39 protein-coding genes and 1 tRNA gene are annotated in these 25,787 nt (G+C 43.9%); 4 read left to right on the top strand and 36 right to left on the bottom strand.

All coding sequences use genetic code 11. The annotated features are described in order from the left end of the window. The 32 genes from J4N23_RS05340 to J4N23_RS05185 form a co-directional block, all read right to left on the bottom strand. On the bottom strand, positions 1-1,935 hold the full coding sequence (locus tag J4N23_RS05340) for a hypothetical protein (RefSeq protein ID WP_207425992.1): 1,935 nt from the start codon (positions 1,933-1,935) through the stop codon (positions 1-3). 190 nt (positions 1,936-2,125) lie between these two features. Further along, entirely contained in the window at positions 2,126-3,415 is a 1,290-nt protein-coding gene (locus J4N23_RS05335) for a hypothetical protein (protein WP_207425991.1), read from the bottom strand. 2 nt (positions 3,416-3,417) lie between these two features. Next, complete coding sequence (locus tag J4N23_RS05330) at positions 3,418-3,879, bottom strand: hypothetical protein (RefSeq protein ID WP_207425990.1); 462 nt, start codon at positions 3,877-3,879, stop codon at positions 3,418-3,420. A 35-nt stretch (positions 3,880-3,914) separates the two neighbouring features. Next, positions 3,915-4,355 (bottom strand): hypothetical protein, encoded by a 441-nt coding sequence (locus tag J4N23_RS05325; RefSeq protein WP_207425989.1) that lies wholly within the window; start codon positions 4,353-4,355, stop codon positions 3,915-3,917. A 150-nt stretch (positions 4,356-4,505) separates the two neighbouring features. Continuing rightward, entirely contained in the window at positions 4,506-5,168 is a 663-nt protein-coding gene (locus J4N23_RS05320) for a hypothetical protein (RefSeq protein ID WP_207425988.1), read from the bottom strand. 18 nt (positions 5,169-5,186) lie between these two features. Next, positions 5,187-6,377, bottom strand: a complete 1,191-nt coding sequence (locus tag J4N23_RS05315) for a terminase large subunit (protein WP_207425987.1) — start codon at positions 6,375-6,377, stop codon at positions 5,187-5,189. Positions 6,378-6,621: 244 nt separating this feature from the next. After that, positions 6,622-7,086 carry a hypothetical protein gene (locus tag J4N23_RS05310; protein WP_207425986.1) on the bottom strand — a complete coding sequence of 155 codons (465 nt, stop codon included), beginning with the start codon at positions 7,084-7,086 and terminating at the stop codon, positions 6,622-6,624. Next, positions 7,083-7,250 (bottom strand): hypothetical protein, encoded by a 168-nt coding sequence (locus J4N23_RS05305; protein ID WP_207425985.1) that lies wholly within the window; start codon positions 7,248-7,250, stop codon positions 7,083-7,085. The genes J4N23_RS05310 and J4N23_RS05305 overlap by 4 nt, the downstream gene beginning before the upstream one ends. A 55-nt stretch (positions 7,251-7,305) precedes the next feature. After that, positions 7,306-7,653, bottom strand: a complete 348-nt coding sequence (locus J4N23_RS05300; protein WP_207425984.1) for a DUF551 domain-containing protein — start codon at positions 7,651-7,653, stop codon at positions 7,306-7,308. Continuing rightward, entirely contained in the window at positions 7,643-8,014 is a 372-nt protein-coding gene (locus J4N23_RS05295) for a hypothetical protein (RefSeq protein WP_207425983.1), read from the bottom strand. The genes J4N23_RS05300 and J4N23_RS05295 overlap by 11 nt, the downstream gene beginning before the upstream one ends. A gap of 2 nt (positions 8,015-8,016) precedes the next feature. Beyond that, the gene (locus tag J4N23_RS05290; RefSeq protein ID WP_207425982.1) at positions 8,017-8,793 is read right to left on the bottom strand and encodes a hypothetical protein; all 777 of its coding nucleotides are present in this window, start codon (positions 8,791-8,793) and stop codon (positions 8,017-8,019) included. Between the two features lie 6 nt (positions 8,794-8,799). Next, positions 8,800-9,069 carry a hypothetical protein gene (locus tag J4N23_RS05285; protein ID WP_207425981.1) on the bottom strand — a complete coding sequence of 90 codons (270 nt, stop codon included), beginning with the start codon at positions 9,067-9,069 and terminating at the stop codon, positions 8,800-8,802. A 21-nt stretch (positions 9,070-9,090) separates the two neighbouring features. After that, positions 9,091-9,255: a hypothetical protein gene (locus J4N23_RS05280; protein ID WP_207425980.1), complete on the bottom strand. Its 165-nt coding sequence runs from the start codon at positions 9,253-9,255 to the stop codon at positions 9,091-9,093. A gap of 12 nt (positions 9,256-9,267) precedes the next feature. Next, positions 9,268-9,444 carry a hypothetical protein gene (locus tag J4N23_RS05275; RefSeq protein WP_207425979.1) on the bottom strand — a complete coding sequence of 59 codons (177 nt, stop codon included), beginning with the start codon at positions 9,442-9,444 and terminating at the stop codon, positions 9,268-9,270. Between the two features lie 167 nt (positions 9,445-9,611). After that, the gene (locus J4N23_RS05270) at positions 9,612-10,193 is read right to left on the bottom strand and encodes a hypothetical protein (RefSeq protein WP_207425978.1); all 582 of its coding nucleotides are present in this window, start codon (positions 10,191-10,193) and stop codon (positions 9,612-9,614) included. Positions 10,194-10,202: 9 nt separating this feature from the next. Continuing rightward, the gene (locus J4N23_RS05265) at positions 10,203-10,871 is read right to left on the bottom strand and encodes a hypothetical protein (RefSeq protein WP_207425977.1); all 669 of its coding nucleotides are present in this window, start codon (positions 10,869-10,871) and stop codon (positions 10,203-10,205) included. Beyond that, positions 10,861-11,868 (bottom strand): DUF4373 domain-containing protein, encoded by a 1,008-nt coding sequence (locus tag J4N23_RS05260; protein ID WP_207425976.1) that lies wholly within the window; start codon positions 11,866-11,868, stop codon positions 10,861-10,863. Before J4N23_RS05260 ends, J4N23_RS05265 begins: the two co-directional genes overlap by 11 nt. Then, positions 11,841-12,089 carry a hypothetical protein gene (locus J4N23_RS05255; RefSeq protein WP_207425975.1) on the bottom strand — a complete coding sequence of 83 codons (249 nt, stop codon included), beginning with the start codon at positions 12,087-12,089 and terminating at the stop codon, positions 11,841-11,843. The genes J4N23_RS05260 and J4N23_RS05255 overlap by 28 nt, the downstream gene beginning before the upstream one ends. A gap of 3 nt (positions 12,090-12,092) precedes the next feature. Next, positions 12,093-13,292: a phosphoadenosine phosphosulfate reductase family protein gene (locus J4N23_RS05250; protein WP_207425974.1), complete on the bottom strand. Its 1,200-nt coding sequence runs from the start codon at positions 13,290-13,292 to the stop codon at positions 12,093-12,095. Then, a complete protein-coding gene (locus J4N23_RS05245; RefSeq protein WP_207425973.1) occupies positions 13,289-13,510 on the bottom strand; it encodes a hypothetical protein in 222 nt (73 codons plus the stop codon). The genes J4N23_RS05250 and J4N23_RS05245 overlap by 4 nt, the downstream gene beginning before the upstream one ends. A gap of 1 nt (position 13,511) precedes the next feature. Further along, complete coding sequence (locus J4N23_RS05240; RefSeq protein ID WP_207425972.1) at positions 13,512-13,778, bottom strand: helix-turn-helix domain-containing protein; 267 nt, start codon at positions 13,776-13,778, stop codon at positions 13,512-13,514. Further along, entirely contained in the window at positions 13,771-14,010 is a 240-nt protein-coding gene (locus tag J4N23_RS05235; protein WP_207425971.1) for a hypothetical protein, read from the bottom strand. The genes J4N23_RS05240 and J4N23_RS05235 overlap by 8 nt, the downstream gene beginning before the upstream one ends. A 26-nt stretch (positions 14,011-14,036) precedes the next feature. Next, positions 14,037-14,129 (bottom strand) — tRNA-OTHER (locus J4N23_RS05230). A 7-nt stretch (positions 14,130-14,136) separates the two neighbouring features. Beyond that, positions 14,137-14,853: a hypothetical protein gene (locus J4N23_RS05225; protein WP_207425970.1), complete on the bottom strand. Its 717-nt coding sequence runs from the start codon at positions 14,851-14,853 to the stop codon at positions 14,137-14,139. A 50-nt stretch (positions 14,854-14,903) separates the two neighbouring features. Continuing rightward, positions 14,904-15,818, bottom strand: coding sequence for a recombinase RecT (locus J4N23_RS05220; RefSeq protein ID WP_207425969.1), 915 nt, complete (start codon positions 15,816-15,818; stop codon positions 14,904-14,906). Continuing rightward, positions 15,775-15,981 carry a hypothetical protein gene (locus J4N23_RS05215; RefSeq protein WP_207425968.1) on the bottom strand — a complete coding sequence of 69 codons (207 nt, stop codon included), beginning with the start codon at positions 15,979-15,981 and terminating at the stop codon, positions 15,775-15,777. Before J4N23_RS05215 ends, J4N23_RS05220 begins: the two co-directional genes overlap by 44 nt. A gap of 1 nt (position 15,982) precedes the next feature. Further along, positions 15,983-16,165: a hypothetical protein gene (locus J4N23_RS05210; RefSeq protein WP_207425967.1), complete on the bottom strand. Its 183-nt coding sequence runs from the start codon at positions 16,163-16,165 to the stop codon at positions 15,983-15,985. Beyond that, a complete protein-coding gene (locus J4N23_RS05205; RefSeq protein WP_207425966.1) occupies positions 16,153-16,485 on the bottom strand; it encodes a hypothetical protein in 333 nt (110 codons plus the stop codon). Before J4N23_RS05205 ends, J4N23_RS05210 begins: the two co-directional genes overlap by 13 nt. 421 nt (positions 16,486-16,906) lie before the next feature. Further along, positions 16,907-17,260: a hypothetical protein gene (locus tag J4N23_RS05200; RefSeq protein ID WP_207425965.1), complete on the bottom strand. Its 354-nt coding sequence runs from the start codon at positions 17,258-17,260 to the stop codon at positions 16,907-16,909. 21 nt (positions 17,261-17,281) lie between these two features. Beyond that, positions 17,282-17,488: a hypothetical protein gene (locus J4N23_RS05195; protein ID WP_207425964.1), complete on the bottom strand. Its 207-nt coding sequence runs from the start codon at positions 17,486-17,488 to the stop codon at positions 17,282-17,284. Between the two features lies 1 nt (position 17,489). Further along, positions 17,490-17,723 carry a hypothetical protein gene (locus J4N23_RS05190; RefSeq protein ID WP_207425963.1) on the bottom strand — a complete coding sequence of 78 codons (234 nt, stop codon included), beginning with the start codon at positions 17,721-17,723 and terminating at the stop codon, positions 17,490-17,492. Beyond that, on the bottom strand, positions 17,724-18,290 hold the full coding sequence (locus tag J4N23_RS05185; protein WP_207425962.1) for a response regulator transcription factor: 567 nt from the start codon (positions 18,288-18,290) through the stop codon (positions 17,724-17,726). 148 nt (positions 18,291-18,438) lie between these two features. On the opposite strand from J4N23_RS05185, the gene J4N23_RS05180 reads away from it, so the two are divergent. Then, complete coding sequence (locus J4N23_RS05180; RefSeq protein ID WP_207425961.1) at positions 18,439-19,206, top strand: helix-turn-helix transcriptional regulator; 768 nt, start codon at positions 18,439-18,441, stop codon at positions 19,204-19,206. A gap of 10 nt (positions 19,207-19,216) precedes the next feature. Then, a complete protein-coding gene (locus J4N23_RS05175) occupies positions 19,217-19,564 on the top strand; it encodes a helix-turn-helix domain-containing protein (protein ID WP_207425960.1) in 348 nt (115 codons plus the stop codon). 459 nt (positions 19,565-20,023) lie between these two features. Here J4N23_RS05175 and kbl read toward each other — a convergent pair whose 3' ends face one another. The 4 genes from kbl to J4N23_RS05155 form a co-directional block, all read right to left on the bottom strand. Beyond that, positions 20,024-21,214, bottom strand: coding sequence for a glycine C-acetyltransferase (gene kbl, locus J4N23_RS05170; RefSeq protein ID WP_207425959.1), 1,191 nt, complete (start codon positions 21,212-21,214; stop codon positions 20,024-20,026). A 269-nt stretch (positions 21,215-21,483) separates the two neighbouring features. Beyond that, complete coding sequence (locus J4N23_RS05165; protein WP_207425958.1) at positions 21,484-22,035, bottom strand: lysozyme inhibitor LprI family protein; 552 nt, start codon at positions 22,033-22,035, stop codon at positions 21,484-21,486. Further along, a complete protein-coding gene (locus J4N23_RS05160; RefSeq protein WP_207425957.1) occupies positions 22,032-22,709 on the bottom strand; it encodes a TonB family protein in 678 nt (225 codons plus the stop codon). The genes J4N23_RS05165 and J4N23_RS05160 overlap by 4 nt, the downstream gene beginning before the upstream one ends. A gap of 381 nt (positions 22,710-23,090) precedes the next feature. After that, on the bottom strand, positions 23,091-23,459 hold the full coding sequence (locus J4N23_RS05155) for a response regulator (protein WP_207425956.1): 369 nt from the start codon (positions 23,457-23,459) through the stop codon (positions 23,091-23,093). Positions 23,460-24,060: 601 nt separating this feature from the next. On the opposite strand from J4N23_RS05155, the gene J4N23_RS05150 reads away from it, so the two are divergent. Beyond that, entirely contained in the window at positions 24,061-24,537 is a 477-nt protein-coding gene (locus J4N23_RS05150) for a PRC-barrel domain-containing protein (RefSeq protein ID WP_207425955.1), read from the top strand. Positions 24,538-24,909: 372 nt separating this feature from the next. Continuing rightward, entirely contained in the window at positions 24,910-25,776 is an 867-nt protein-coding gene (locus tag J4N23_RS05145) for a DUF808 domain-containing protein (RefSeq protein ID WP_207425954.1), read from the top strand. Positions 25,777-25,787: the final 11 nt, after the last annotated feature.

The following is a 25,787-nucleotide window of genomic DNA, read 5'->3' as shown; positions in this document are numbered from 1 at the left end:
TTACATTTTAATTAACTCGCATTTTGTAGGCTCTCCTTCGATGTAGTCCTCGATGCGATTGAGATAATAGTATGTTGCTTCGTTTGCGTCGTAAATGGGAATAAAGTGATCAAGTTCGGCAATGTCGGCCTCGTCTATCATCACATAGCGCACCACCCGCCTCGCTTTCTTTAGCATGTAGGTAATCAGCTCGAAGTAGTATTCCTCAAACAGCTCGTTAAAGTGAAGGCCGGGCAGATCATCCTCCGTGAAGTACGGGAGTGAAACTGTTCCGGGAGTAGCTGAAGCTGTGCCATCAGTAAAAGACACAGCGAGATTAGGAGCCGTTCTATTGATCAGCTTTCGCGGCTGAGTCTTGATTTTGAACTCTTTTGGCTCCTCGTCATCATTTTCATCAACTTTATTGATATAAGAAACTACTAGGCCTTGAAGCTTGGTTATGGTACCGGTGGCCGAGTATTGACTGTTAATCGCGTCGAGCTCGGTCTTCAAGTTCTGATTGCCAATGGTAAAACTTCCAAGTCCGAGATCATCCGAGACATTCTCGTCAGCCTTATATCGACCGAAGTTAAGCTGACCATAGTTCCCAATTGTGAACGTTGCGTCCTCCTCTGCAGTGATGAACTTATCGGTCCAATCCCTGGCGATTGGCTTATTCTGGTAAAGCTCGGCGAAGCTTCTGAAGTATATCTTCTTCTTGTAGTTGTCAACAACTGGTGTCAATCCATAGCTTTGCATAAAGTCCTTCAAGTGATCCTTTTGGCTGATCTTGGGAAGCGTGGCTTCGAGCTCTACCTGCTGACCGTAAACGATATCAGTTTCGTTGGTCAACTCGAACTTGATGCCTGATTGAAAGGTTATCTTTCCCCGGGAAAGAAGGATGTGAAGCTTTAATACATCGCCCGGATTCAGGATTCCTGTCCATGAAATTTCTTGTTTCTCATGCAACCCCTCCGGAAGAAAGAAGAAGGCGTTACTACTTTGCTCTCCTAGGGATATCACCTGGTTATTCCGAAAGATACCGACGTAGACCTGATGTGGCGCTGTATTGCCGACTTTCTCGATGGTGAACGATGGAAAATGAACCTTGATATTGACATAGGTGAGTTTGTCAGCTTTATAGAATCCACCTGAAGCTTGTCCCGCAGAGACCATATCCATCTGATCAATTCTGAACGAGTCAAGTGAGAGTGTGTCGGTCGAGTTATATTCATTGAGCGATCCATTCCACTGAGCAGTGTACGTCTTTACGGTGCTGGTACCTGCCTTTAAGTCTTTTTTCTTGAACTCTTCTATATGAGACTTGCCATGTTCGAACTTATCGTTGCTGAATGCAATCAGCTCCGCCTTGAATCTTGGATCATCAAACACTTCTCCCTCGTAAGAATAACCAGCACCAGTGATAATACTGTCGATGATCGTCTTATTGAAGGTAGAGGGTCGCATCTGCTTTACGTTGACCACTCGCTGATCCTCTGGGAAAACCCCGTAGTCTATAAGTGGATATACGAAGTCGGTCGAGCTGGTCTGAGAACCGGTAACCGTTGCAAAGTTGAACGTGTGTTTTGGAAGAACAAGGTCATTCAGGTACTTCCCCTCGATAAGAGAAACGAATCCCATTAGTCCGGATAAGACCTGAACCTCGAAGAACCGGCTCGCACTCTTGATCACCGCAATTCCATTCGGCACGATCTCGATTCCGTTTTGAATAAGCTTTGCATGAAGTACTTGATAAGGTTGATCCTGAGTAAAGTTTACAGAATCAGCATAGCCAAAGATCTCTCGGTTGTTCGCGGTCGGCGGACACTTGAAGATATTGGAGAAGTTGGCTTGTCGATCCTTTAGATCCGCTATATCGTTAACCGCAAAGGTCATAGCGATAAGCGTTTCCTTGTCGAGATCAACTAACTTATGATTTATGTAAAGCTCTTTCATTAATGCTTCTTGTGGTATTCATTCAAGTAGTCGTCTGGATGGCACCAGAACGGCTTTCCAAACTTGTCATAAAACATTCTTGTTCGTCCCGGCCTTCCGGATATTCTCCCTGAGGAAGGAAGGAAGCTGAAGAATATCACTATCACGAGAACCAACCCGAGATAAACATACACGAAGGGATCTGCTATCATCATTGATTCTGAATATTAGCTTCTGGCAGTTCGATCGTAAGTTTCACGTTGCCTGATCTCGCCCTACTATCTCGCGAGTCCGATCCGGACTGCACAATCACGGTCTGCCACTTCACAGGATTAACTGAAACAAGCATCTGCGCCTTGATCCCTCTCCGCAACCAGGTAAGACCTTGCATCTGATCCGGAGTCAGTCCATGAGCACCAACCGTAATCTTGTCGACTGCAGCCTTCTTCACCACATCAGCGATCGTGTCCGAGTTCTCCCAATCGGAAACCACTCTCGAGACCATCTGCTCGTTTCTCACGTCCGAAACTATTATCTGATTGTACCCAAAGCGGAAGTAATCCCAGGCGCCCAGGTGATTCATCCACTTCAAGTAGACATAAGGATCAGAGCAAGGTGTGCTGATCTGGATGAACTTGTCTTCAGTCACCTTCACAGACTCGTTATTCTCGATATAAAAGACTTCCAGCTTCACCTTGTAGGCAGTGGCCAGTACTTCCGGGATCCTGAGACGAACGACTCCCACGTCCTGAGGAAGAGAGTTCTGGTCAGTAACAGTCGACTCAAGCAACGCGGGAATTTCACTTTCTTCCAGCAGCATGCCGCCCTCACCTTCTTCGTTCAAGAACTTCCCTCCTTCTTCAGTGAGCAGATAATAAATCTTAATACCACCTTCGACCGGGTTACCGTTGATGTCGACCGGAGTATATTTGAAGTACACTTTCTTGAAGATCAGATTTTCGTAAAGGATGAAAGCAATATCGTAAGGAAGACCTTGCCAAGCTTTAGGCTCCTTAAACTCCGTCAGGAACTTTGCAGAGCTGCCGCCATTGAAGGTAACATACTCGGCCATGTTCCCGCCAAACTTCTCTCCTAACTGCATCGCGCTATAGGTCACGTAATAGGTATTCTTGAGTGTCACCCACTCTGAGTTTTGTGTCACTCTTTCTGCATCCTCCCACTCCTCGCGATACTTCACGGTAAATGGAGCGAATAAATTACGATCGATATAATTAGTGGAAACGTGATTAAATTTATCGACTGGACGGATGAGAGACTTGATCAAGCTGAAAACATTGACATTGATCGTTCCGTTAGGGCCAGCGGAGAAATAACCAGGTATTGATCTGGTACCTGAAGTGATCACTACTTCGATTCGAAGATTCGTCCGGGTGTCGCCGGCTTCCTGCTGAAAAGTAAATTTAAGCGGATTAAAAGCAGCATTCCACCGGGAAGGTTTTCCCGCGATCGTGGTAACTGGTTCTGAAGTTAGTATTACCATTTCTATCTATTGATGACATCCCTAAGATCTGTTTGAAGAGCCAGGGAGTATGTTTTGCCAAGTTCAGCCTGCAGCTGATCTATTCGTTCTTTTGATGTTGCCTTAAGCAGGGCGTTGTTGGACGCTGCTCCTTCTCTGAAAAGTCTGGTACCTGCCTCCGAGATTCTTTTGGCGATGATCCACGCCCTATTCCTAGGAATGTTCCTGGCAACGCACCAGTCGATAATCTTCGAAAGCGGTGGCATCTTACCAGGCGCTCTACCTTGGAACGTGTAAAGCACGTGCTCAGGACCGACTACCTGTCCGGCTGAAGGGGTTGTGTTTACGACTTTGATCGCTGCCTTCGTCCTGCCGGTAGCATTACGGCCATGCACATCCAAATCATCAATGAGGATCTGCTTGGCTACTTCCAGCCACTCAGCTAAGATCTCTTGTGATGCTTCAACTACCGTCGCGAATCTCATTTATTCAAACTATTCAAATATGTATAAATTGGTAACTAACAAAAGCTCATGGGCTCGTTTGCAATCAGTACCAAGTTAATCTCTACACCTGCAACATTCACGTCATAACGATCGATCACCACTACTCCGCTGATCGTCTCGGGAAGCTCTTCGAATAGGTCAGACTCATCAACAGCCAGGATAAACTCGGCGGCGAGCAGCCTCATTTCTTCAATCACTGGCCTCCTTTCTTCAGCAGTAAGATTCTGATCAACTTGCTTCACGAACTCGATGAATATGGGAAAGCGATCGCGAAGGCCACCAGCTGAAGAGTTCTTCTTGAAGCCGATCTGTTCAAGCTCCAGAAGGTTCACATTCGCCGTTGAGTAGTCCTTATCATCGCCTTTCACGTTATGCTCGAACTTACCCTGATACGTGAAGTGAGGCTCGCCAGTTAGCGTGGCCACGATCGATTGAATTGCGTTAACGAGGTTCATTTGTCTTCGGTTGTATTAGTGCCCGGTAGCGATCAGCAAACAGGCGTTTATCTTTGTTAAGCATTAGTTGCACAAAAACCCGCTCGTAAGGCAGGTTCATTATATCATCCCACAAAAGGACGTTTCCGTTGCTCAGAGTCTCCAGAATGTTTACGTCCCCGTAGTCCTCGAAAATCTCAATACCAGCCTCTTTTTCCAGATCACTAGGCTGGTAAGCCAGCTGCTTGTTCTCGTTAAGTATAAGCTCTTCCACTGAAGAAAAAAAAAGTTAGACAGCGGAACGGCCACGGTGATTGGAAGATCATAAATGGCTTCCTTGAACTCGTCAGCGCGGAACTCGTTGTACTTCATTCCGGTAAAAGGAACATACAGGTAATGGGCGATCACGTCAGCCATCTTGTCTGTAGGATCAAAGTCCTCTCCCTTGCCGGTAGCGATCACCTGTTCCTGGATAATCTCTTTTACCTTTCTAGATGGCCACAATGGTTCTTTCTCCAAGTCCTGCGGAACCTTGATAGTCTTGCCCATGATTGTGACTTCCTTTGGTGTTTTAAACCGCAAATCAGATTCAAAAAACTTTTTAATGTCACGGTTTAAAATGTCTGTAAGAACAATAGCATCTCGCAATTCTTTTTCTGTTTTGCTTGAATATCGTAGTGAGCTAAGTCCTGCTGAACTCAAGTTGCATAGGATAGCAAGTCGCTCAAGTAAGTCAAGCCTTTCGCCACGAAGTTTAACAAACTGGCCAAGGGTAAGCTCAGAAACTTCTGAAGGCATCAGAAACTTTTTGTTGGAAATTTTGAACTCAAACATTGAGATAAAAATAATAATTTAAAATGAATATTTCGGAGCCTTAACTGGCTTGTTGTAAGCTGATAACTTATTAAGGGCGACATATCGCAAAGGATCTATTAGGTGGTTAAACGCGTCAATAGGTTCATTTGTTGATTTGCCTGTCTTCCGGTCCTTTTTGTAAATATAGGCTTTCTGCTCTTTATGGAAGTTTACCGAGCTTCTGGTGTAGTTGATCTTGTACCGGTTCAATATTTCGATTGAAGAACGAATACTGTCTGGACCTTTCATTGCAGGCTCAACTTTCCACCTTAGATCCTGTAGCTCTTTGATGGACTTCGGCTCGGCTGAGTCAGCAATAATCTCGTCTCTGCTATTCCAGTTTAATTCCTTCAACCTCTCTGAGATCATGGGGTTGGTTAGACCTGTTTCGTAAATATGTTCGCGAACCCATAGTTCTCCTTCCTGCATTCGCACTTCCAGGAACCCAGTAGGATCATTCGTGAACCCAAAGTCGAGCCCGCCTCCAAGAAGTTTCGCGTCGTTAGGGTACTGATCATCTTCGATCATGAAGCATCGTGTCAGAACGGCTCCCTCAATCTTTCCCGTCAGGCCTCGAGCATAAACCTTGAAAGTCTCCTCATCCTCATACTTCAATCGCTCTATGCTATCGTGCTGCTCCTGGGTAAGGAATGGATTGTGGCGGTGATCTGATATGATCCGTTGAACGCTCGGGTACAACGATCTATTACCCAGCACCAACTCATGCACCCAAAACTCAGAGGAAGGGTTGTAGTCAAGAAATACATCCTTGGAGGTTCTGATGTACAGCTGCTTGAAAATCTCGTAAGAGACACCATTGCACTCGTTGATGAACAGCCTCGTTCTCTTTCCGGAGTGAGCGTCTTGTGCATCCTCGTACGATTTGAACTCAATGATAGATCCGTTGTGAAACTGGACCACTCTGTCTGACTTATTATAGCTTTCGATGAATCTGGGAAGCCCTGGAGTGGTTTTAAGTATAGTCTGGAAATCGCGAATCGGTCCAGCCTTTAAGTTTGGAACGTCTTGGCCAGCAACCGTAGTAATGCTATTAGGATCAGAAATCGCGTGCGTGCAGAGCAGCTGCAGAATTGAGTATGTCTTGCCAGACCAAGTTCCACCCTGATTGATCTTGATCTTGGCCTTCGAGTTAAAATTCTCTTCGTAAACTGGAGAAACTTCAAACATTTGTTGTACAACTACAAGTTTTTATATCTTTGAAACGGATTACGTATTCCTACCTCATCATATAACTAATCTCTTACGAGAAAAAGTTAAAGAAAGCGTAGGGGGTAACACCCCTAACAGAAGAGATGGAGTACATATATCTGTTCTTCATTTTGAGTAGTCTTGAGGTGAAGATCACTAGCGATAGTTTTGAATTAAAAGTTCGCTGGTTCAAACGGAAGGGGGATTAGTCTCCCTTTCCTTTTTACGCGTCCACATCCTTCTCGTGGGACACCGGTCTTGGGCCGGCATGAATAACCTTCACCGTGATCTCACTTTCGATCGGATCTCCATCCTTCCCAGTAATCTCCTGACGTTCAACATATCCCCTCTTCTTGCCTTTAGTTTTAAGGTAGAAGATGATGGCTGTATCCGAAGGCGGTTGGTCGTAAACAGTCGCCTCCCCCTTGCCGTTATACGACACACACTCAACGCCGTTTATCTTCTCGTAAAGCTTCCCCTCAACGAAGTCAATCGCCTCTTCTTCAACATCTTCTACTGCTTGAGCGAAGGCTGGGTCATCTTTCTTGTAATTGTAAAATGTTTGCCTATCCAGATTGGCAAACTTACAGGCAGATGTTACTATTCCCCTATACCTTCTAAGGCCCTCTAGGAGCCGCTTTTTATTACTGTCGAATTTGTCGAACGACATTTCTGATTCCACAATCATTCCTCCGGTTTTCTAATAGCTGATAGATACTCCTCGATTGGCTTTCTATCGTTTGTTTGCAGATCTTCTTTTGCTTTCATCACTTGCCACACTGACACATTGAACTTTGTTGCCAGGGCTTTCAGTTCGTGATACTGGTTTGAAACTTTGTCCTTGTCTTTCATAATGACTATTTTGTTATTGTTGTCCTTCCTTGTATGGCTTAATACCGCTCATTGCTTATCCTTTGGGTGGGGTGGGTAAAGGCATCCAGTGGGTTACTTTTACACCACTATTAAATCCGTACTTTTTCGAGAAATAAGAGATAGCAATTCTTCCAGATGGATTGAAAGCAATATCATCTTGACAATAAATGATAATATACTGCTTATCGTCCGGCAATCTATCCTCGCAGCTTATCCATCCTTCCTCTTCCTTCTCTCCCTCTGCTTTGGTTAGCTCCCCTTTTACTTCCTTTAAAAGAGTTATTACGGCTCCTAATCCGGTTGTGTCCTTATGTCGGGAGTTTAGTATTTCAAGAGCTTTGGTTAGCTTCTCCGCTGCTTCTCTTATGTTGTTATCTTTCATTGCTGTTAAGGGTTAGCTCTTCACTTGTTAGGGCGAAGTATAAGTTTTGAAGTTGGTGAACTGTATAGCACTCGCACATCCAATGGGTTACATTAGTTCCGGTTTCAAAATAAACCTGTCCTTCTACACTGATTATTACATCATCTGTGAGGTAGTAGTAGCCTAAACTATGCTCTTTTAACCCGAACTTCAAGAGCCATTCTTCTGTGAGAGGGATCGGTTCTATAAAACCGACAAGCATATAGAACCCATTAACCACGACACCTCTATGGTCTATAAGGGTAATTTCACCTTCAAGATATTCTTCAGGAGTTGTTTTGTATTTAACAAGGTTGCATATTCTTAATTCTCTGACTTCCATGACTATTCTTTTGTTATTCTGTATCCTTTTTGGTTAGCGTAAGCTGTGAATGATAGATCAGTGTCAGTATCTTTCCAATTAAAATACAGTTGCTCTAAATCATCTTCCTCCCTCAGCTCTCGCGTCTGCTTTTCCTCCTGAGAGGATACAAATTGACTTACGTACAGTTCAACAGCATCATCGACAAGTCTTAAATGAAAATCCCAATCATCATGCTCAGGCTCTCTTGGAGTACCGAAGCAAAACTGACCATAAGACTCATATCCATATCGGCTGGCTATTTCGTCTTTGCATTGAAGGAGTGTTTTCTTCTCCGGCTCTTGTTCCCTCTCCTTTATTGGCTCCTGCTTTTGTCCGTCTGGCCAATTACAGTACTTACAGATGCTATTAGGTGTATCTACAGGGAAAGAGTCACATTTAAGGCAATCGTGCAGCTTTTCCCCTTCCTCCTTTTCGGTTAGCTCTGCTGCTTCCCTGCGCCATATAGTGCGGGTTTTAAACGCAAGCTCTTTTATTTGGGGGATGTATGGATCTTCATACCATTTTCCAAAATCCTCTGAGAAAGCTTGATGCACCTCTATATTAAAGCTATTCCAATTAACCTGCTCTACTCCGGTTAAATCTTCGTCTGTGATCTTAGGGGGATGAGTAGCTTTAAACTGACTCCAATGTTTCGTTACATTGTCTTTATTTATGAACTTCGTATATGGATTTTGGGCCTCTATCAAAAAGAGTCCGTCCTCTTGTTTTGTTACTGTTGCGGGTATGGGTGTTTTCATTGTTGGTTAGCTTTTAAATTCAGGCAGTACTCCCAAGAAGAAGTATTTGCCTCCAATATATACTGCTGTTTCGTGGAAGTATACTTCTTCCCACTCATCGTTTCGTTCAGACCTACTCGCTTCTCCATTTTGGATTAGCCCGTCATTTGAATAAGCAACAGGAACTGTTTCTGCAATGTCGAGATATAGAGCTTCGTCAATCTCACATGGTTCAGTTAGGTAATCACGTCTATTTAAGCCGGATTTTTCCCATCCTTTAAGAGTTTTCTTTTTCATTGTCTTACTCAGTTAACTTTTTCATTGTTGTTTAGCTAAATGATTAAGGTCTTTTATAAACCTTTCAAAATCTTGAATACGCTGAGACATCCTAGAGTCACCATGCGGCATCCTATTTAACACATCCCGAATCTCTTCAATTTCTGTAGTGTACGTTTTTATTAAGTTTTCTACTGCTTCTTTCATTGTCTTACTCCGTTATCTTAGTTCTTGCTTGATGGAGAGGATTTGCCGCTTTGCGCTCGCGTATTCTGCCGCCTCTGCTGCCCTATCTAGTGCTTGCTCTGCATAGGCTTTCATAGCTTTTATTGCGTCCTCCCTTGATGGGTTAACTGACCCACCGAAGGAATAGAGAATTTCTTCTGCTGTTTTCATTGTTCTTTTTATTTAAGGGTTAGTAATTCGTCAAGTGTGATACCGTAGTACCTGGCTATTTCTGGAACTACTTTTCTATACCCGCGAAAAAAACTATTCAATCTATTCATATTTGGATAAATTTACTATTTTCCCTCGGGATTTTAATGTTCCTTAGCCGCGTAATACTATCGGGCAATTGTCCGATATTTATCATTTATCGGCTCTTTTACCGATAATCTTCTTAATATATTTTCGAGAAGCGCCAACGTCTCTCCACAGTCAACTACCTGCAGTTGAGCCGGCGTTCTTCGGATCAGGGTCCAACCATTCAGAACAAGAAGATTATTCTTCTCCATGTCACGAGTAATGCCGGTTCCCGTGTTGTGTCCGGACTTCTCCATCCAAATTCCTCCCTCCTGTTCAAGAGCGACCTTCACGGGTATATCGTCGAAGATGGGAATGGCGTAGTCGATCCTGAAGTCGCGATCGGTGCTGAAGAAGAACTCGGGCCAGATATCGACTTGAAGGTGAAGAGAGGCCAGGCTCATGAACTCGTCGACGTACCTCGCTTTGTTCCGGATGTTTCGATAGTCATCAACCCATCCGGTTTTTGTCCCTTTGCGCTCTTTCTTTGAAGATCCCTTTGCAGACTTTAACCCAAGAGCAAAGGCTTCTGCAGGAGTGTGAAGCTTTGTCTTGCTCTCATTCCAGACGTAGCCTTTCTCCAGGAGAGACTTTATAAACTCGTTTGCTTGCTGGCGCTTCATCGCCTGTTATTATTTCCTCTTAGATCGAGCTGTTAAAAAGCGATCAAGCTTGATGATTCGATCTATCTGAGCAGCTTTGAAATTCACGTATTCTTCGACGTTCATCATCCGTCCGTAGAACTTAACAAACCTTCCCCCTCCAGATTCCACGCCGCGTCGCTTAAACTCCCCGTCAAATCGATTTATTAACTCGTTGAATAGTCTTTGCTCATCCGACATCTTGCGAGGCTCTGAGGACTTTATTTCGCTTTGCTTTTTGTCGGGCATCTTGAACCAGTCCGGCATGGTTGTCCCTTCCTGGCCGATAGCAAAGTCAGAGTTCCTTTTTAGCCTGCTGTTTTCGTTCCGCCGAATCATCTCAATCTCACTTTCCTTTTCATAGAGATATTGCTCCAGCCACTCGAAGATCACATTCCCATCCAAACGGTCATAAGATTTGCCATACTTGCCCTTCATTCCGTTTTTGAAGCAAAGCTTAAAGTCATCTGGTTTCAACTGAGAATAATCATCAATGATCAAATTTATTGTTGTTGCAATCTGACGATCGTTCATCGTCTTGCCAACGTTTAGAAAATTGATAACCTCCTCCAGTAAAATCGTGAGGATCGCTTTAATCGCTAGATTTCCGTCATCTCCTAATTCCCTTCTAACCTTGGCCAGGGAAGGACTAGTGCTCATCAGTATGTCCTCCGTTGTACTTACTCGCAATGCTTCTAAGTACTTGTCTGGCTGAGCTACCCAACTCATTAACTGACTGTCTTCTCTCCTCGCGAGTTTGGAATCCATTTGTGGTATTTGAATGAGGTCTTTCATTTGATTTTAATTTTTCAGTTTCCAGTTTTTTGATCCAGTTCTCCGCGTTCCAGGCTCCGTCCTCGAAAAGCTTTTCGTGCGAGCCTAGGAAGTTCTTGAAGCTGTGAATGAAATTTTGCCCGCCGGAAATTTTTTTATATTCGAAATAGGCTTGCATCTGTGACTCGAAAAGCTCCACTCGACTTGAAAGAGCAAGGCAGTTTAAAAAAGCTGAAGCTTCCCGGGCTTTGTCAAAATTTGCAATTTGATTGAAGCCGAAATTCTTCAGGATTTTTTCAATCAGTTCTTGAAAAGGAAAGGGAGCATCTGTTTCATTTCCTTTTATTTGATTTTCTTTTATTTCCTTTTCTTTTATTTGTGTACCATTTTCCCGGGATTCTTCGGGTTTTTCCCGGGAAAAAGTTTGAATTTCCCGGGAGTTTCCATCAAACAGCTCTACACCCCTTTCTTCCTCTGTATTTTCAAGCAACCAGTACCGCGTATTTATACGGATAACCCTACCCTTTTTCCTGCTTTCATTGGTCGCAACCAGGTAGTGAGACTGTATGCGGTCCGAAGTTAGTACCCGGGAATTTTCGTAAATTTCCCGGGAAAAAAGATCTCTTCGCACACAGCATTCGATTACTTCCCGAACCAGACTTACAGGTTTTTTACAGACATCAGCGGCGAATAATACGAGAGTGTCCTCATCCGATAAATCGAAATAGTATCCCTTTTGCTGATAAATCGCCGCAAGTAGACACTGATAAATCCAGTAGCCGTGAGAGTCATATTCCGTCACTAGAAGCTTGATCTTCTTGTTATGGACATGATCAACATCCATGGCGTAGTAGCTTATCCCTGCTTTATCTTTTCTTGCCATACTTCTTCATTTGATTTAATTGTAATAGTTATTTGCGGTTGCTTTAAATGAGAGGCGCCGATGTAGAACTGCGCGACATAATACTGGATCATTGCTGAACCGACTTTGTATTTACCGCGTATCAAGAACATGGGCACCTCGTTTACATAATCTTCTATGAGCTCAGCAACCTGCTGCATGCTTAATCCCTCTTCCAACTCGCTGAACCACGGTAACTGCATATCCTAATCTCCAAACTGTATAAGCGGCTGAATCGATCCATCAGGATAAACAGTATCCATGGGAGTGTCAGCAGTAGGCTCTTCGCCGGTCCACTTGTTCGGCCACAGGTTATTCGCCCAGCATTCCTTTATGAACTTCTGCTCCTCTGCGTTCAGGAGAATTACATACGGCATCCCAGATCTTTTTGCCCCAGCATTTATATCTTCCTGGATGGATAGTATTTCTTTGAAGAATCTTTTTCGAGCGGCCATAGTCAATGGGCCCATGCGTTGTTTGTTCTTCTCGTTCGACTCCTCGAGGCCTGTCTTGCGCAAACGATATTGAGGCTTCCTCATTTCTCGAAATATGGGTCGAAGCCTTTTCAACGGCTCGAGGTATTGCCACTTTACTTTCTTCAATAGATTATCCAATGCAGTGTCTTTGTCGGTCAGAGGACAGCCCATACAACCAGTCCGCGCATTGATCTCCTCGGCTTCGTCACCTCCATAAGCATCAGCGATCAGCTCAGTAGAGAAGTCGCCATATTCAGGAAGAGGAGCCCAATGCTTCAACCACTCCCATACGTGGCATACCCGCCAGTGCAAGATCGGAGCAAGCGTATCGCATAAGCTTTCTGGAAGAGTTTCCTGGTACCAGCCCTGCCCGCACTCGGCTCCGTTCTTGGAGCAAGAGAGAACAATACGGGAATCACGGATTGCTGACTCTCCCTGACGAACGCCTGTCAACATCAACACCTTTTCTCCCAGGGTTCCTACCAGATCTTCAAGCGCTGACTGCATCGGCTCGATCTTGATCCGGGATGTACACCAGCGAAAGGTAGCGTTGTTAGGTGGTGGAACTCCCCGGCCTAGTATGTAGGTTAAGAACCGATTCTCTAGTGATGCCATTACAACTTCAACCTGGTAGCCATGCTCGGCGAGTTCATCCATTATGGTTTGAGCCGCGACAAATAGAGGAGTAAGTTCGAGTCTAGTGTCTGCATACATTATGAAAATCTTCTTGGGCGGTTGGATCTTCTTTGAGATGATCAGGTAAACCACTAAGGTCACGAGTGTAGTGCTGTCCTTGCCTCCGCTCCAAGCCACGCACCAATAGTTGTATTTAGGACCGTAGGCCTGAAGTGATTGAATAGTGAGATCAATGCTGTCATTCATCTGCAGGCGCTTGGTCCCTTCGAACATGTTTGTCTGAACCGTTCTCATGCAACACCTCCTTCAAATAATGACGCTTGTTCGTAATACATACGAGCAAAGCAGAACCTGCATTTTTTCTTCTCGATAGTAGTATTCCAGGCAGAGTGATTCAGAGAAGCGTTACACTTGATGAAACCATCTTTTACGATATGTCTTACGGAGTCAATAACAACGCTTCCGGCTTCCCAAACCTTCAGACCTTTCTTGATTAAGAACTTATCTTTCATCTTACTTCTGGGTAAAAAGTGTTACTTCTTCGATGTCACGGATATTGATAGTCAAAAGGCAGTCAATGCCGTAGTCAAGTTTGTTAGAGATGCTGACGAGCACGGGAAGATGTGGTGTAGCTCTACCCTCTTCGTAGGATGCTAGGTTCTCCCTGGAAATCCCGAGCTGGTGAGCAAACGCCTCCTGCGTAATCCCGTGCTTCTCCCTTAGATAAGAGATATTGCTGCTGAAGATCAGATACACATCCTCCTTCGTTGGCTTATCCATTGGATACCTCCTTCACTTCGAAAGCCCTGATCTGAGCCATGGAACCTGATGTTTCAGCAATCAGGTTTAGCTGGTTCTTTCGGATGATCTCCCGCGCTGCATGGAGCATCCCGTCAAGATCCGTCACCCTATACTCGACTTTCGTGTCGGACACCTTATGCTTGTCCATCCCAAAGAGGCTCATGAACTTCTGCAGGTCGGTCTGGTGTTGTTTGTTTTTAGCGATTGACATTTTATTGGTTCTTAATATTTAGTTTGTGCGGAAGAAGGGACTCGAACCCCTGACTGATGTTTTAGTTGTCGGTTGCCGACCTTACTACCACCCGCTCTAGCCAGCTGAGCTACTTCCGCCGCCAGGTTAAGCGGTTAACTTCAAGTCTTGGAATCGTCCGGTCTTTAAAAGTTCCTCTTGAAGCGACACCAAATACTCCCGCGCCTTGGTTACCTTCGGAATTATTTGCCCGATGCTTTCCTCTTTTATCTCAATGGTATATTCGAGAACCCTTTGCTGAAGGGGAATATCATCGTACGTCAGCGACTTTTCCAGAGCCTCGCACGCCTCCTGATAGTTTTTGTCAGTCTCGCTCGGCTGCCCCAACTGATACCATAGTTTTCGCTTCTCAGCTTCGATCAATGGAAGTGGGGTATTTACCAGGCAATAAGCAACGGAGGCTTCCTTTGCACCCGTCAGCCATGAGTATCCTACACCCTGCCATTCATAAAGAGGATTTATCTTTTTCCCATAGGTCCTCAGGAACGTGAATATTGACCAGCTTGACTTGATATCTTTTACCACGTCCGCTTTTTCGATCGACTCGCCCTGAAAAATATCCGGCTCTCCCTGGATGTAGTCATTGAAAAGACGCTGATCGTTTTTCTTATAAAATTTCTTTGTCACCCTACTATAAAGGGTAATAGCATCCTCCTCAACAGCGAGTCCCTTTTCGATAAACTTATTGTTGACATCCTCCTGTCTCCCATATTGATGGCTGATGAATATGTCCATGCAATGGGTTTTGGCAGACTCTGATAGGTTGCCCGCGTCTTTATCCGCCTTCAATTTAGGCTCGGTCATTAGGTGCCCCAAACTGGAGCACCTGAACTTGTGAGTTGAAAAATCGTACATTACTTTACCTCCGTGATTTTTTGATTGAATAAATCAAGAAGCTGCTCGGGAACATCGGGCCTCAGAGATTCCAGCTCCTTTTTGCTGGTCGCATCGGAAATCAATAGATACATCCTCTCTACCTCTTTATCGGTTTGATCCTGAGGCTCCGTCGTGTCGATGTATGTGATATCTTCTGTCTCAGCGTTATTTATCACGGACTGATCTACGGTGACAGCCTTCTGCATTTCGATCGACAGTGGTGCAAATTTTGACAAAAGGAGCTTCGTAACAGTTTTAATGGCCATGGATGGAAAGTCAGAGGTCCATACTCCTGTCGAAAACGATTTGCTGTATTTTACTCCATGCTTTTTAACCTCTTCCGTGGTCATATAAAGTGTCTTTTCAAACCCGTTTAGCAAAGAGAAATAAGCAGCATAGCCGACCGGCTCCCCTTCCGCGGTTACCGAAAAATCAAACTCAATTCCAGTGAGTGGGTTATTCCTAACTATTTGTCCTGCATAGATTGGAGTTGCCGAAATAGTCTTGAACTGTCCGCTTCTTTGAGCAAGTTGAATGAATCCTTTATAGCCTAATTGAAACTGAGCTACCTGCTTTTTTTGCCAGATCCCTTTATCGTCTTTGTAGGACTGGGTGTAAGGGATGATATAAGCAAATCCAAGATTGTTGTTAATTGGAAGATCAAGGGTAGCCGCCATCATCGCCGCCTGGTAAATACTATTAGTTTCAGCATTTACGAGGTGAGCATTTGAAGACACACATTGAAGGACTGACGTAACAAATCCTTGTGCTTTCTTTCCTAACAGCTCCTCAAACTTCTTTCTAACATTATCCTGAGAGAAAAACTGCTTTGTTAACTGCTGTTGCGTTTTAGCCACCCCAGTTGGGGAATCCGTTTGAAGTTGATTTGACATGGTTCTCGATATTTAGTTGTTTTGATGTTGCTTCATTGCATGTATAGACCAGAGAGACGAGTAGTACCAAACCGGCTAATACCAGCGACCACACTACCATTTTCTGTTTCGTCGTAAGCTCTTGAGCCTCGGAATATTCTAACTCGTCCTCGTAGAAATACATGCTATTTGAATTTGATTATTGCGTATTTAGTAATCAGGACTTCGCTACTCCTGCGATCCTGAATGTTTTTGATCACGGCCGCTTTCATGATATCCGTCATGTCTTTGACCTTTGGAGGTTCCATGCCTTTGAGGTAAAACACCACCACTCCATCAGGATGAACGGTTCTGTTTACTTTGAGCATACCACCTCCTCTCCCTGGCTAATCGGGAAAAGCAGTTTCCTTCCCCTTTCCCGCAAATCCTTCACAGTCTCTATCGGTACATGTGTATTGCCTATGATCTTACAGTTATTGACAATCACATCCACGTTTGCCAGAAAATACTCGGCTTCGTACTCATTCACCGTGATCGTTGCAGTGAAAGCTTTTGGAAGTTCCTCGGCCTCGTAGTCCTCAATCACCTGAGCGATTTGCTCGCGGATATCGAACTTGTTGGCAGCAGCATCACCCGAATAGTCATAGATCTCCTTGATCTTCTTGATGAGGTTCGCGCACTTATCCATTGGATACCTCACTTTCTAAATCCCTTAATTGTTGCTTTAAATCTTTGATGTATTTCTTCCGTCTGCGGAACTTCATCGGATTTGATGTATTTTCTTGATACCCTTCCTCTTGGGATATCTCTAGTTGTAAAGCCCATATCTTTTTCTCCACGGAGAACGTATTGAAGTTTTCCATGTGCTTACCCATTGGATACCTCGCTTTCTTTGTTAAGCTCTGCTATTAGGGCATCAGCAAGTTCGACTGCATGTTTTGCAGTTGAAGACAGATAGATATTCCCCATTGGGCTATGCTCCCATTTTGTGCTTGATACTAGACCCTGCATAGCCATAGCTGCAAACTGTTGGCGAATAGTTAGGCCATTGTGACCTTGATATCTGTGGTCTCTAGGCATTGCTGGTTCGTTTCCTGTTATCATAGACATTATGCAGCCCTCCTTTCTGCCACTGGTGCCGTTTCCAGTTCAGCAAGCTCAGCATCAGTTAAAGCGTTCACGTAATCGGTAAGCATCCAGTCCGACTTCCACACTCTAGCAGCCATTTCAGAAGCCAGCTCATTGTTATTATCCTGCTCCCAAGAGCAATAGTTCGCATCAAGCCAGCCCCTATATTTCTCAAGGTTATCCTGGATGAAGTCTTTAATGTGTTGCTGATTCACGGCGATGGTATAGTTCACACCGTTGGAAGTGATGATCAATACTACCTCTCTGTAGTTCTTGATGAAACGGGAGCTGATCCATAGTACCGTTTTTTCGTTTTGAATGCTTACCTTTGACATGGTTCTTAATATTTAGTTGTTTTAGCGAGCAGCTGATATTATGGGAAGGCTCTTGTTACTAGCAAGGGCTTTCTTTTTTTGGTTCCTAATCTTCTCGTTGTGATGAGCGATGAATGAAAGCTTTAGGTTAGCCAAGTACTCAGGATCTTGATGCAGGGGAAGTTTAGCGCCTTCCACCACTTCAGGAGTCTCCTGCTCTTCGTCGATATGGATAACCTTTAAGTCCACTTTATTTAATCCGTTTTACAACCAGAACTTCCTGATTCAATCCGTCTATTTCCTTTTCTCCCTTGGTAGCTTCGAAGGCTCTCTCTGGGTATTTGTCCTTTACTCGGCCTGAAATAAGAGGGCGAATAGTTGCTGCTTTTTCGTAAGGGAAATAACCTTCACCTCCAACCTCTATGGCCACTATCAAGTCGGTCCAAGAGGTGCCCTTTACTGGTGTTGCTAGTTCAGTATTCATCTAAATCATTCCTTTCTTAGTGGCGAAAATTGCCAGTTCAACCTTTCCGGCTAAGCCTGTTTTCTTCATAATATTTTGGATGTGTGAGTTGACGGTTTCACAGCTGATGCATAACTCGTCAGCAATGAGTTTATTCGCTTTGCTTATGCGCTTAAGAATTTCGATTTCGGTTTTGGTGAGGTATCCGTTTGAAACCTGAACACTGCAGCAGAGCTTCCCTTCATACTTGCAACTTCCGCGAAGACCACAATCGAAATACTCAGCGTAATGAATACCACGATCAACATCGATATCAGCGTCGTTATCAAGTCCACCGAAGCGGCAATAGATGTATTGCCTAACATGCTCTGATTCATGAAGATTCTCCCAAGATGCTAGTGCCTTAATTGCTTCAGGGTGTTGAAGCATATCTTCTTTAACCAGCTCAATGATCCATTCAGGAAAATTTTCGAATGAATAAGTTCTACCGTCATGCACACATTTAACCTCGTGTTGATCTACGAAGAACTCAACTGCGCTATCTACTAGGCCTGGTAAAATCTTGTTATGTCCGCTGCTATTTAACATTTAGTAGTTTTTGGGGATATGAGTTGCTTTTTTAATATTTACCTTTGTTGTCGTTGTACAATACAAATATCAGACACTTTTTCGACACTTGCAATAGTTGTCGAAAATTTATTGAAATTATTTTCTACGTTTTTTCAACAGACTACAAATGCACGAAGGGGAAGCTCTGAAAAGCTACATACAGGATAAAAACATTGACGTTACCGACTTGGCGAACAAATTGGGCCTAAATCGAACGTCTATTTATGTCCACTTCAAGCAAGAAAGACTTAAATCCACTCTAAAAGAAAAGTATAGCAAGGTGCTTGGTGTCGATTTTTTGTCTTACAAACAAGACACTAATAAGACTACTCCAAAGCTTGAAGCCGTTCCTCTCCGCCTTGCAGATCCAATGGGGTACGATGCTACTGGGCAAAAATTCTATACTCTTCCAGACGGGTCAGAAGTGATGCAGATTACTGTAGTTCCTCAAAAGGCATGGGGTAGCTACCCCATGGGCCACGCAGATCCTGAATTCTATGATGGATTTGAAACGATCACGGTACCAGTTCACCGGCTTCACCGCGGAACCTACCTGGCTTTTGAAATGAAGGGCAGAAGCATGGTGAACATTGAGACAGAAGAGATGGCCCGCAAAAGCCTATGGCCAGGACAGAAGATCATCGGACGAGATTTGAAGCGGGAGCAGTGGCAATACAAACTACACATCCACAGCAATGAAGCCTGGATCATCGTTCACCGAACTGATGGCATCATGGTGAAAGAGATTATTGATCACGACTTGGAAACTGGATTGCTAAAGCTTCACTCCTGGAATCCTGATAAAAAAGAATATCCGGACTTCACCATTCACATCGATGATGTGGAGCAGCTGTTCAACGTAGTGGATCCTTTTGGAAAGATGAGGCCTTATTAATAAATATGGGATGAAGATTGATCTTAAAGCAGCTAAGCGACTAGAACTGATCTACCGCGATTTTAAAAGCGCAGGTAAGGGAGCCCAGAAGGAATTCGCGGAACTCTGCGGAACTTCGCAGCCTTCTATTAGCAGGATGATGAAAGCAACTCAGCCAATCACGCTCGAAGTCATTCAAAATATTTCCGTAAAACTAAAGTATCACCCGGACTGGATCGTTAACGGTACTGGTCCGACAAAGTACCAGGAAGACAAGTCAACTCTCATTACAAATATTAAGAATCTTCAGGTGGAAAACCTGATCCTAAATGCTCGCTTAAAACACATCGAAAATGAAACAAAAGGTACTCATAACTAACATTTATCCTTCACGGATTCTTGGAAGGAAGCAAACGAAGATGGTATTTCATGTAACAAAAACTTATCTAAAACACTTCGGAAGCCTATAAAATGAGCACTCCTGAAAAAGCGCCAACTGACCAACTGGCTGACTGGAGGGACAAAAAAGAAAAACTTAAAGTACTCCCAGATAGTCAAAAACGCGGTTTTAATTCAAAAAATCAGCATGAGGGTGGTTCGAATCCCTCCGGCTCCACCAACAGGTTAAAAAACGCTATAAATTGAAAGATTTATAGCGTTTTTTTTTTCGAATTATTTTTGGAAAGGTGGAAAGAACGAGAACTCTTGGAAACCTATTCAGTCAGCCTACCTTTAGGCCAAGATATGTTGTGAGTAATACAAAGTCCTGAGCGAGCGAGGCTGAGATTAGAAACAGGGATAGTACTTCAAAAAAATCTTATTCTAAAACCTGTAAATTTTACTTCAACACACTAAGCTCTCTGCCGACTTTCACAAATGCGGCAATTGCTTTATCAAGATGCTCCCTTTCGTGAGCCGCTGAAAGCTGCACCCGTATCCTTGCTTTACCCTGTGGTACCACCGGATAATAAAAGCCAATAACATAGATTCCTTCATCGAGCATTCTTGCAGCAAAATCCTGCGCCAGCTTGGCATCGTACAACATAACGGGAACAATAGGATGAACCCCGGGTCTGATATCAAAGCCGGCTTCGGTCATTTTTTCTCTGAAATATCTGGTGTTATCTTCCAGCTTATCCCGCAGTGCTGTTGTTGTACTTAGCATCTCCAGCACAGCAATAGAACCGCCGACTATTGCCGGAGCAAGCGTATTGGAAAACAAATAGGGCCTGGAACGCTGCCTCAACATTTCAATGATCTCTTTCCGCCCGGAGGTAAAACCGCCTGATGCACCGCCCAAAGCCTTCCCCAACGTACCCGTAATAATATCCACTCTTCCCATCACATTATGATGTTCGTGTGTACCACGGCCGGTTTTTCCAATGAAGCCAGAGGTATGGCTTTCGTCTATCATCACGAGCGCTTCATACTTATCGGCCAGATCGCAAATTCTATCAAGCTGTGCGATGGTCCCGTCCATCGAAAAAGCGCCGTCGGTAACAATAATGCGATGCCGAAGACCAACGCTGGCCTTCAATTTCTCTTCCAGATCGACCATATCATCGTGTCTATACCGTAAACGCTGGGCCTTACACAACCGAATACCATCGATAATAGACGCATGGTTGAGCTCATCGGAGATGATGGCATCCTGTTCATTAAACAAAGGTTCAAATACTCCCCCATTGGCGTCAAAAGCAGCTGCATATAAGATGGTGTCCTCAGTCCCAAGAAAGTCGGATATCTTCCTCTCCAGCTCCTTGTGGATATCCTGAGTGCCACAGATAAAGCGAACCGAAGAAAGACCGTAACCATGACTATCCATCACTTTCTTCGCAGCTTCAATCACATACGGGTTTGAGGATAGGCCCAAATAGTTGTTCGCACAAAAATTAATAACCTTTTTACCGCCCTGTACCTCCATGTCAACTCCCTGAGGGGAAGTGATGATTCTTTCTTTCTTATATAGACCGGCCTGCTCAATTTCTGAAAGCTCTTTTTGCAATACGGGAAGAAGTGTCTTATACATAATTTTAAACTTATAGTAACTATTTTACCAAAGATGGTTCCAGTTGCGTAAGTAAAAATGCAACTGTTGGTGTACAATCAGCACAACTTTAGGTCCACACCGCGCTTTGACTACCTATTTCGTAGATAACACGGCTCATTGCCGAATAATTACTTATACCAGAACCGTCAAACTGAGCAAAGAAGTCATAACTACCACTATCTGACTTCCCAGCGTTTCAAAGGCACTCTCCCATCCCACTTCCAATTTGACTACTTTATTAAAAGTACCTAAAAGGTGTCACTTACCTTTATCAGGTACTGATAGAAATTGACGGTTCTGTTCCGGATAACATCTAGATATTCGGCGGCGCTTACCAAGGGCTGCATCGTCCCCCCACCAGTGTAAACGTCTTTAGCTAATGTTCCAATTAATACGCTCTCCTTGTCCCGAAAAACCAACCAGGCTCGCTGAGCCTCGATTAGATTTTTTCTATCCGCTTCCTTAAGTGCGGTCAGCAGACGCCGGTAGTACTTATTCATTAGTCTATCATATTCCTGGGAAGCTTTAAGAACAGCTGTCCCCATACCTGCTGTTGAATAATCGTACTCCATAAATTTGTCCGAAAAAAGTTCTATGCGAAGTGTATCTGTAGAGAATTCGATCTCTAGAGCTGAGGCGCTTTTCCTTTGTAGCTCTTGTTTAAGTCGGGCTCCCGCTTGCTCTATCTCTGCTCTTATTTTCAGCTCTATTTGGGGAGTGACCTCTACCGGCATTTCAGGTGACTGACCGAAGATTAACAAAGGCAAGAACAGAAAAAAGAAAAAAATCGTGGCTTTCATGGTATTTTATAGAATTCAGTACGGGTATGTAAGGAAATAACGAGTTCGTGAAGCATTTTTCCTGCTGGTAAGCTAACAGCCGGCACCTGTGGTACTTTCAGCCCATTCAACCGGAATTGAACTGGGAGGATAAACGTCAGGTTACTTCGTACAGGACTAAATGTTTTTGGTAGCTTCCCTAGTACCCGAACTACTTCCTTCGAAAAATGTTTATCTGATCCTTCCGGGGCTCTGATGTTAATAAGGTGTCCGGAGGTGTCCACTTGGAAAGTTACATAAACAAGGCCCGATTTGCCGGCTCTTTTAGCCGACTCAGGATACGCAATCGACTTTCCCATAAACTTGTAGAATTCTTCCAAGCCTCCCTGGTAGCTCAGGTTCACATCTTTGTAGAGCTGGAGTTTCACATTCTCTCCCTCCGTTATCTGGAAGTTGACCGGGATATATCCCTTCTTCTTCGCACGGAACTCTTCCTTATGCTGAACAAGCACTTCAAAAAATCCATATTTATTTGTAAGCACCATACTATCGCTCTTTAAGCTCAGGATTTGAACGTCGCTAAGTGGTTCCTGAGACTCCGTCACTACCCTACCCAAGGTGCTTACTTGGCTTTTCAGGGTGGAGGCAACAAAAATAATAAGTGTTAATAATAAGGAAGGTTTAAGTACTGGCATTGTATAGCGCTTAAATAATGATCAAATATAAGAATACACTTCACAATGGTGTCGTTGCTGCTAAAGATCATCAGGACACGTCGAATGCTTCCCAAGGAGTTTTCATTCCCCTTTAAAACTTTTCAGCCTCAATTACTACCCTCCTGGCTTGACTCTCCCCGAGGGCACAACTGTTCCTCCCCGATCTCCATCGTCCCTGCACTGTTAAAGCCTGGACCGCACATTCAGTCCACGTTTCCCTTGCAAAAGGTGGACTCAATACGGAGTCAATCAGGAAACATTCCGGATTCATACGAACTCCAGTAGTGTTTGGGGCAGGTTCCGATCAGAAGCGGGGATTACCACGAACCAAATCTGCCCAGGTCTTTATAATATGACGGATCAGCTCAAAGTTTCATGGTTGATATGTCTCCGAATGATGGAGTATAGCAGATCAATATCGAAGGGTTTTCTGATGTAGTCGACGAAGCCATGCTGGCTATACGAGTCCTGAATATTAACATTGCAGCTTAAAGCAATAACAGGAAGATGAGGATAGTGCTTCTTGATTTTTTTCAGGGCAGCCAGACAGATTTCCCCGTCCAGCTTGTAATCAAGTACGACGAGGTGTGGCCGAAACTGTTCAATATGATAGAGATAATCGGAGGTGCAGTCTGACAAAGGATAAACCGAGAAACCTTCCAGTTCGAGGGCAATGGTCATCACGTCTAAAATATCCTTTTCGGTATCGTGCAGAAGTATTTTTTTCATTTCCTTTTTGAATTCGAGTCCAAAAAGAGAAAGAACAAGATGTGCTGTTTCTGGGCTTCGCCTCAATATAGTGTTTTAACCTGATATATTAGTACAGTCTTTTAACCGTTGCTCCTTTAATCTACAGGAGCCTAGCCGCACTCGTTATTTGGAAGTTCTTTTGTTAGCTTCGTAAAGCCTATAACGTCCATTAACATCGTGCGATGCAGTAATCAGCATACTTCCCCAAAAGCTAGAGCCGTCTTTTCTCAACGTCCGGCACTGTGTTTTGCCCTTCCTCCCTTGATGGCCTGTGCTAATATCTTTCAGGTAGCTGATCGTGCCTGTCTTACGTGAGATAAAACAAGCGGGCATTTCGTCCTACAATTTTGCTTGCATCCCTTTATACGGTCAGCACTAAAATGAGACTAAAAAACTCGACTCCTGCTAATTCAGAACCCCAAATTTAAGACTTGTACAAAAGGATTCTCTGAAAGTTGTGCCCACGAATCTGATACGGTAATACTAAAACAATCGACCTCGCCAACTGTTCACAAACCGCGGATAGGCACTTGTGAGTAGAGAACCTAGCGATCCAAATTTTAAAATTAACACAGCAATCATGTCAATAGAAAATACAAACCTCGAAGAGGTGAAAAAAAGCAATCTGAACATACTGGAAGCTCAGCCTAATATCAGAGGCTGGATAGTGAAGAACGGAGAAGATCGTGTGGTGGGTGAAGTAAAAGAGATCCTCTTCGATCCGCACCAGCGAAAGGTACACTACCTGGTAGTTGACCTGACAAACAATGTACTCGAGCTGAGCGAGAAAGAAGTGTTAGTTCCCATTGGCCTTGCAGAACTCCATGAATTGAATAATGAAATCATCTTGCCCAATGTATCGGGGGAACAATTGGAGGCTTTGCCTGAATATGATGATAATTATTTCTCTCCGGCGACTGAAGACAGGATTCGGCAGGTATTTTCGCCTGAAGAACCTCTTGCTTCACATACTCCCCGCAGCGCTTTTTACGAGCACGAGCATTTTAGCGAAAGTAAGTTCTATAAAAGGCGGGTAGAAAACAGCCGCTTTCAGTAAATGATGATAATTAAAAAGGGAGTGCTTGCGCACCCCCTTTCTAAAATCAACCTAAAACCTAACTCATGAAAAACCCTTAGCATTCGCGTCGGATACACTACATATACGACCATTACTTTCATATGTTGTCGGCAGAAAAAATCATGAGATTTGCATGGCATTTCCGATACGCCCATATTTGAATAGTACTTGATTTGCTTGAGCTAACGCTTTCCCCTGGTTTCAGGATTATCGCGCAGATGATTCAGATTTCAATTCCTTTGATTATAATTGAAACGGATTTAGTTACACCAAGCACCTGAACGGCAGTGGTGCAAACGAATCCGAAAAAGATACTTTAAGAACTTTAACTAAATCATTTTATACTACTACATGGCATCAGGATTTTTCGCGATTTTAGATGATATAACTGCTCTGATGGATGACGTTGCAGTGTCAACCAAAATAGCAACCCGCAAAACGGCAGGAATTTTAGGCGATGACTTAGCCGTTAATGCAGAAAAGGCTACGGGATTTTTGGCGTCGAGGGAACTCCCCGTACTCTGGGCTATCACCAAAGGATCTTTTGTCAATAAGCTCATCATTGTCCCGATTGCACTTTTGCTGAACGCTTTTTTTCCGGCAGCAATTAAAATCATACTGATTTTAGGAGGCCTTTACCTGGCTTATGAAGGAGTTGAAAAAATCATTGAGTACTTTTTCCATCGTCCGAAGGAAGGTCATGAGGTGATTGAGGAAGTGCAACAAGACGATAGCGCAGCAGAAGCGACCAAGATCAAATCCGCTATCACTACTGATTTTATTCTGTCTATTGAAATCGTGATCATCGCTTTAGGAAGCGTTGCTGATAAAACACTGACTACTCAAATTGCCACTGTTTCGGCGGTAGCGTTATTAGCCACTATAGGGGTTTATGGTATCGTAGCGCTGATCGTCAGAATGGATGATACAGGGTATAAGCTCATCAAACATTCGAACAATAAAGGCTTCCTTTCAGCACTTGGCACATTGCTCGTTAAGTCGTTACCTGTTATTATCCGAATTCTGGCGGTAGTGGGAACGATTGCTTTACTCCTGGTTGCCGGCGGTATTTTTGCCCACAATATTGACTACTTCCACCACTTCCTTCCGGAGGTTCCTGCTACCCTCAAAGAGCTTGGCATTGGAATCGTAGCTGGCCTGCTAGCCGTCCTGTTGCTTACGGGCATCAAGAAAGCGTGGTCGTTGGTAAAAAAATAGCAAGGCTATAC

Source organism: Pedobacter sp. SYSU D00535, assembly GCF_017355855.1.
In the GTDB taxonomy this organism is placed as follows: Bacteria; Bacteroidota; Bacteroidia; order Sphingobacteriales; family Sphingobacteriaceae; genus Desertivirga.
This window is presented reverse-complemented; position numbering and strand designations above follow the sequence as displayed.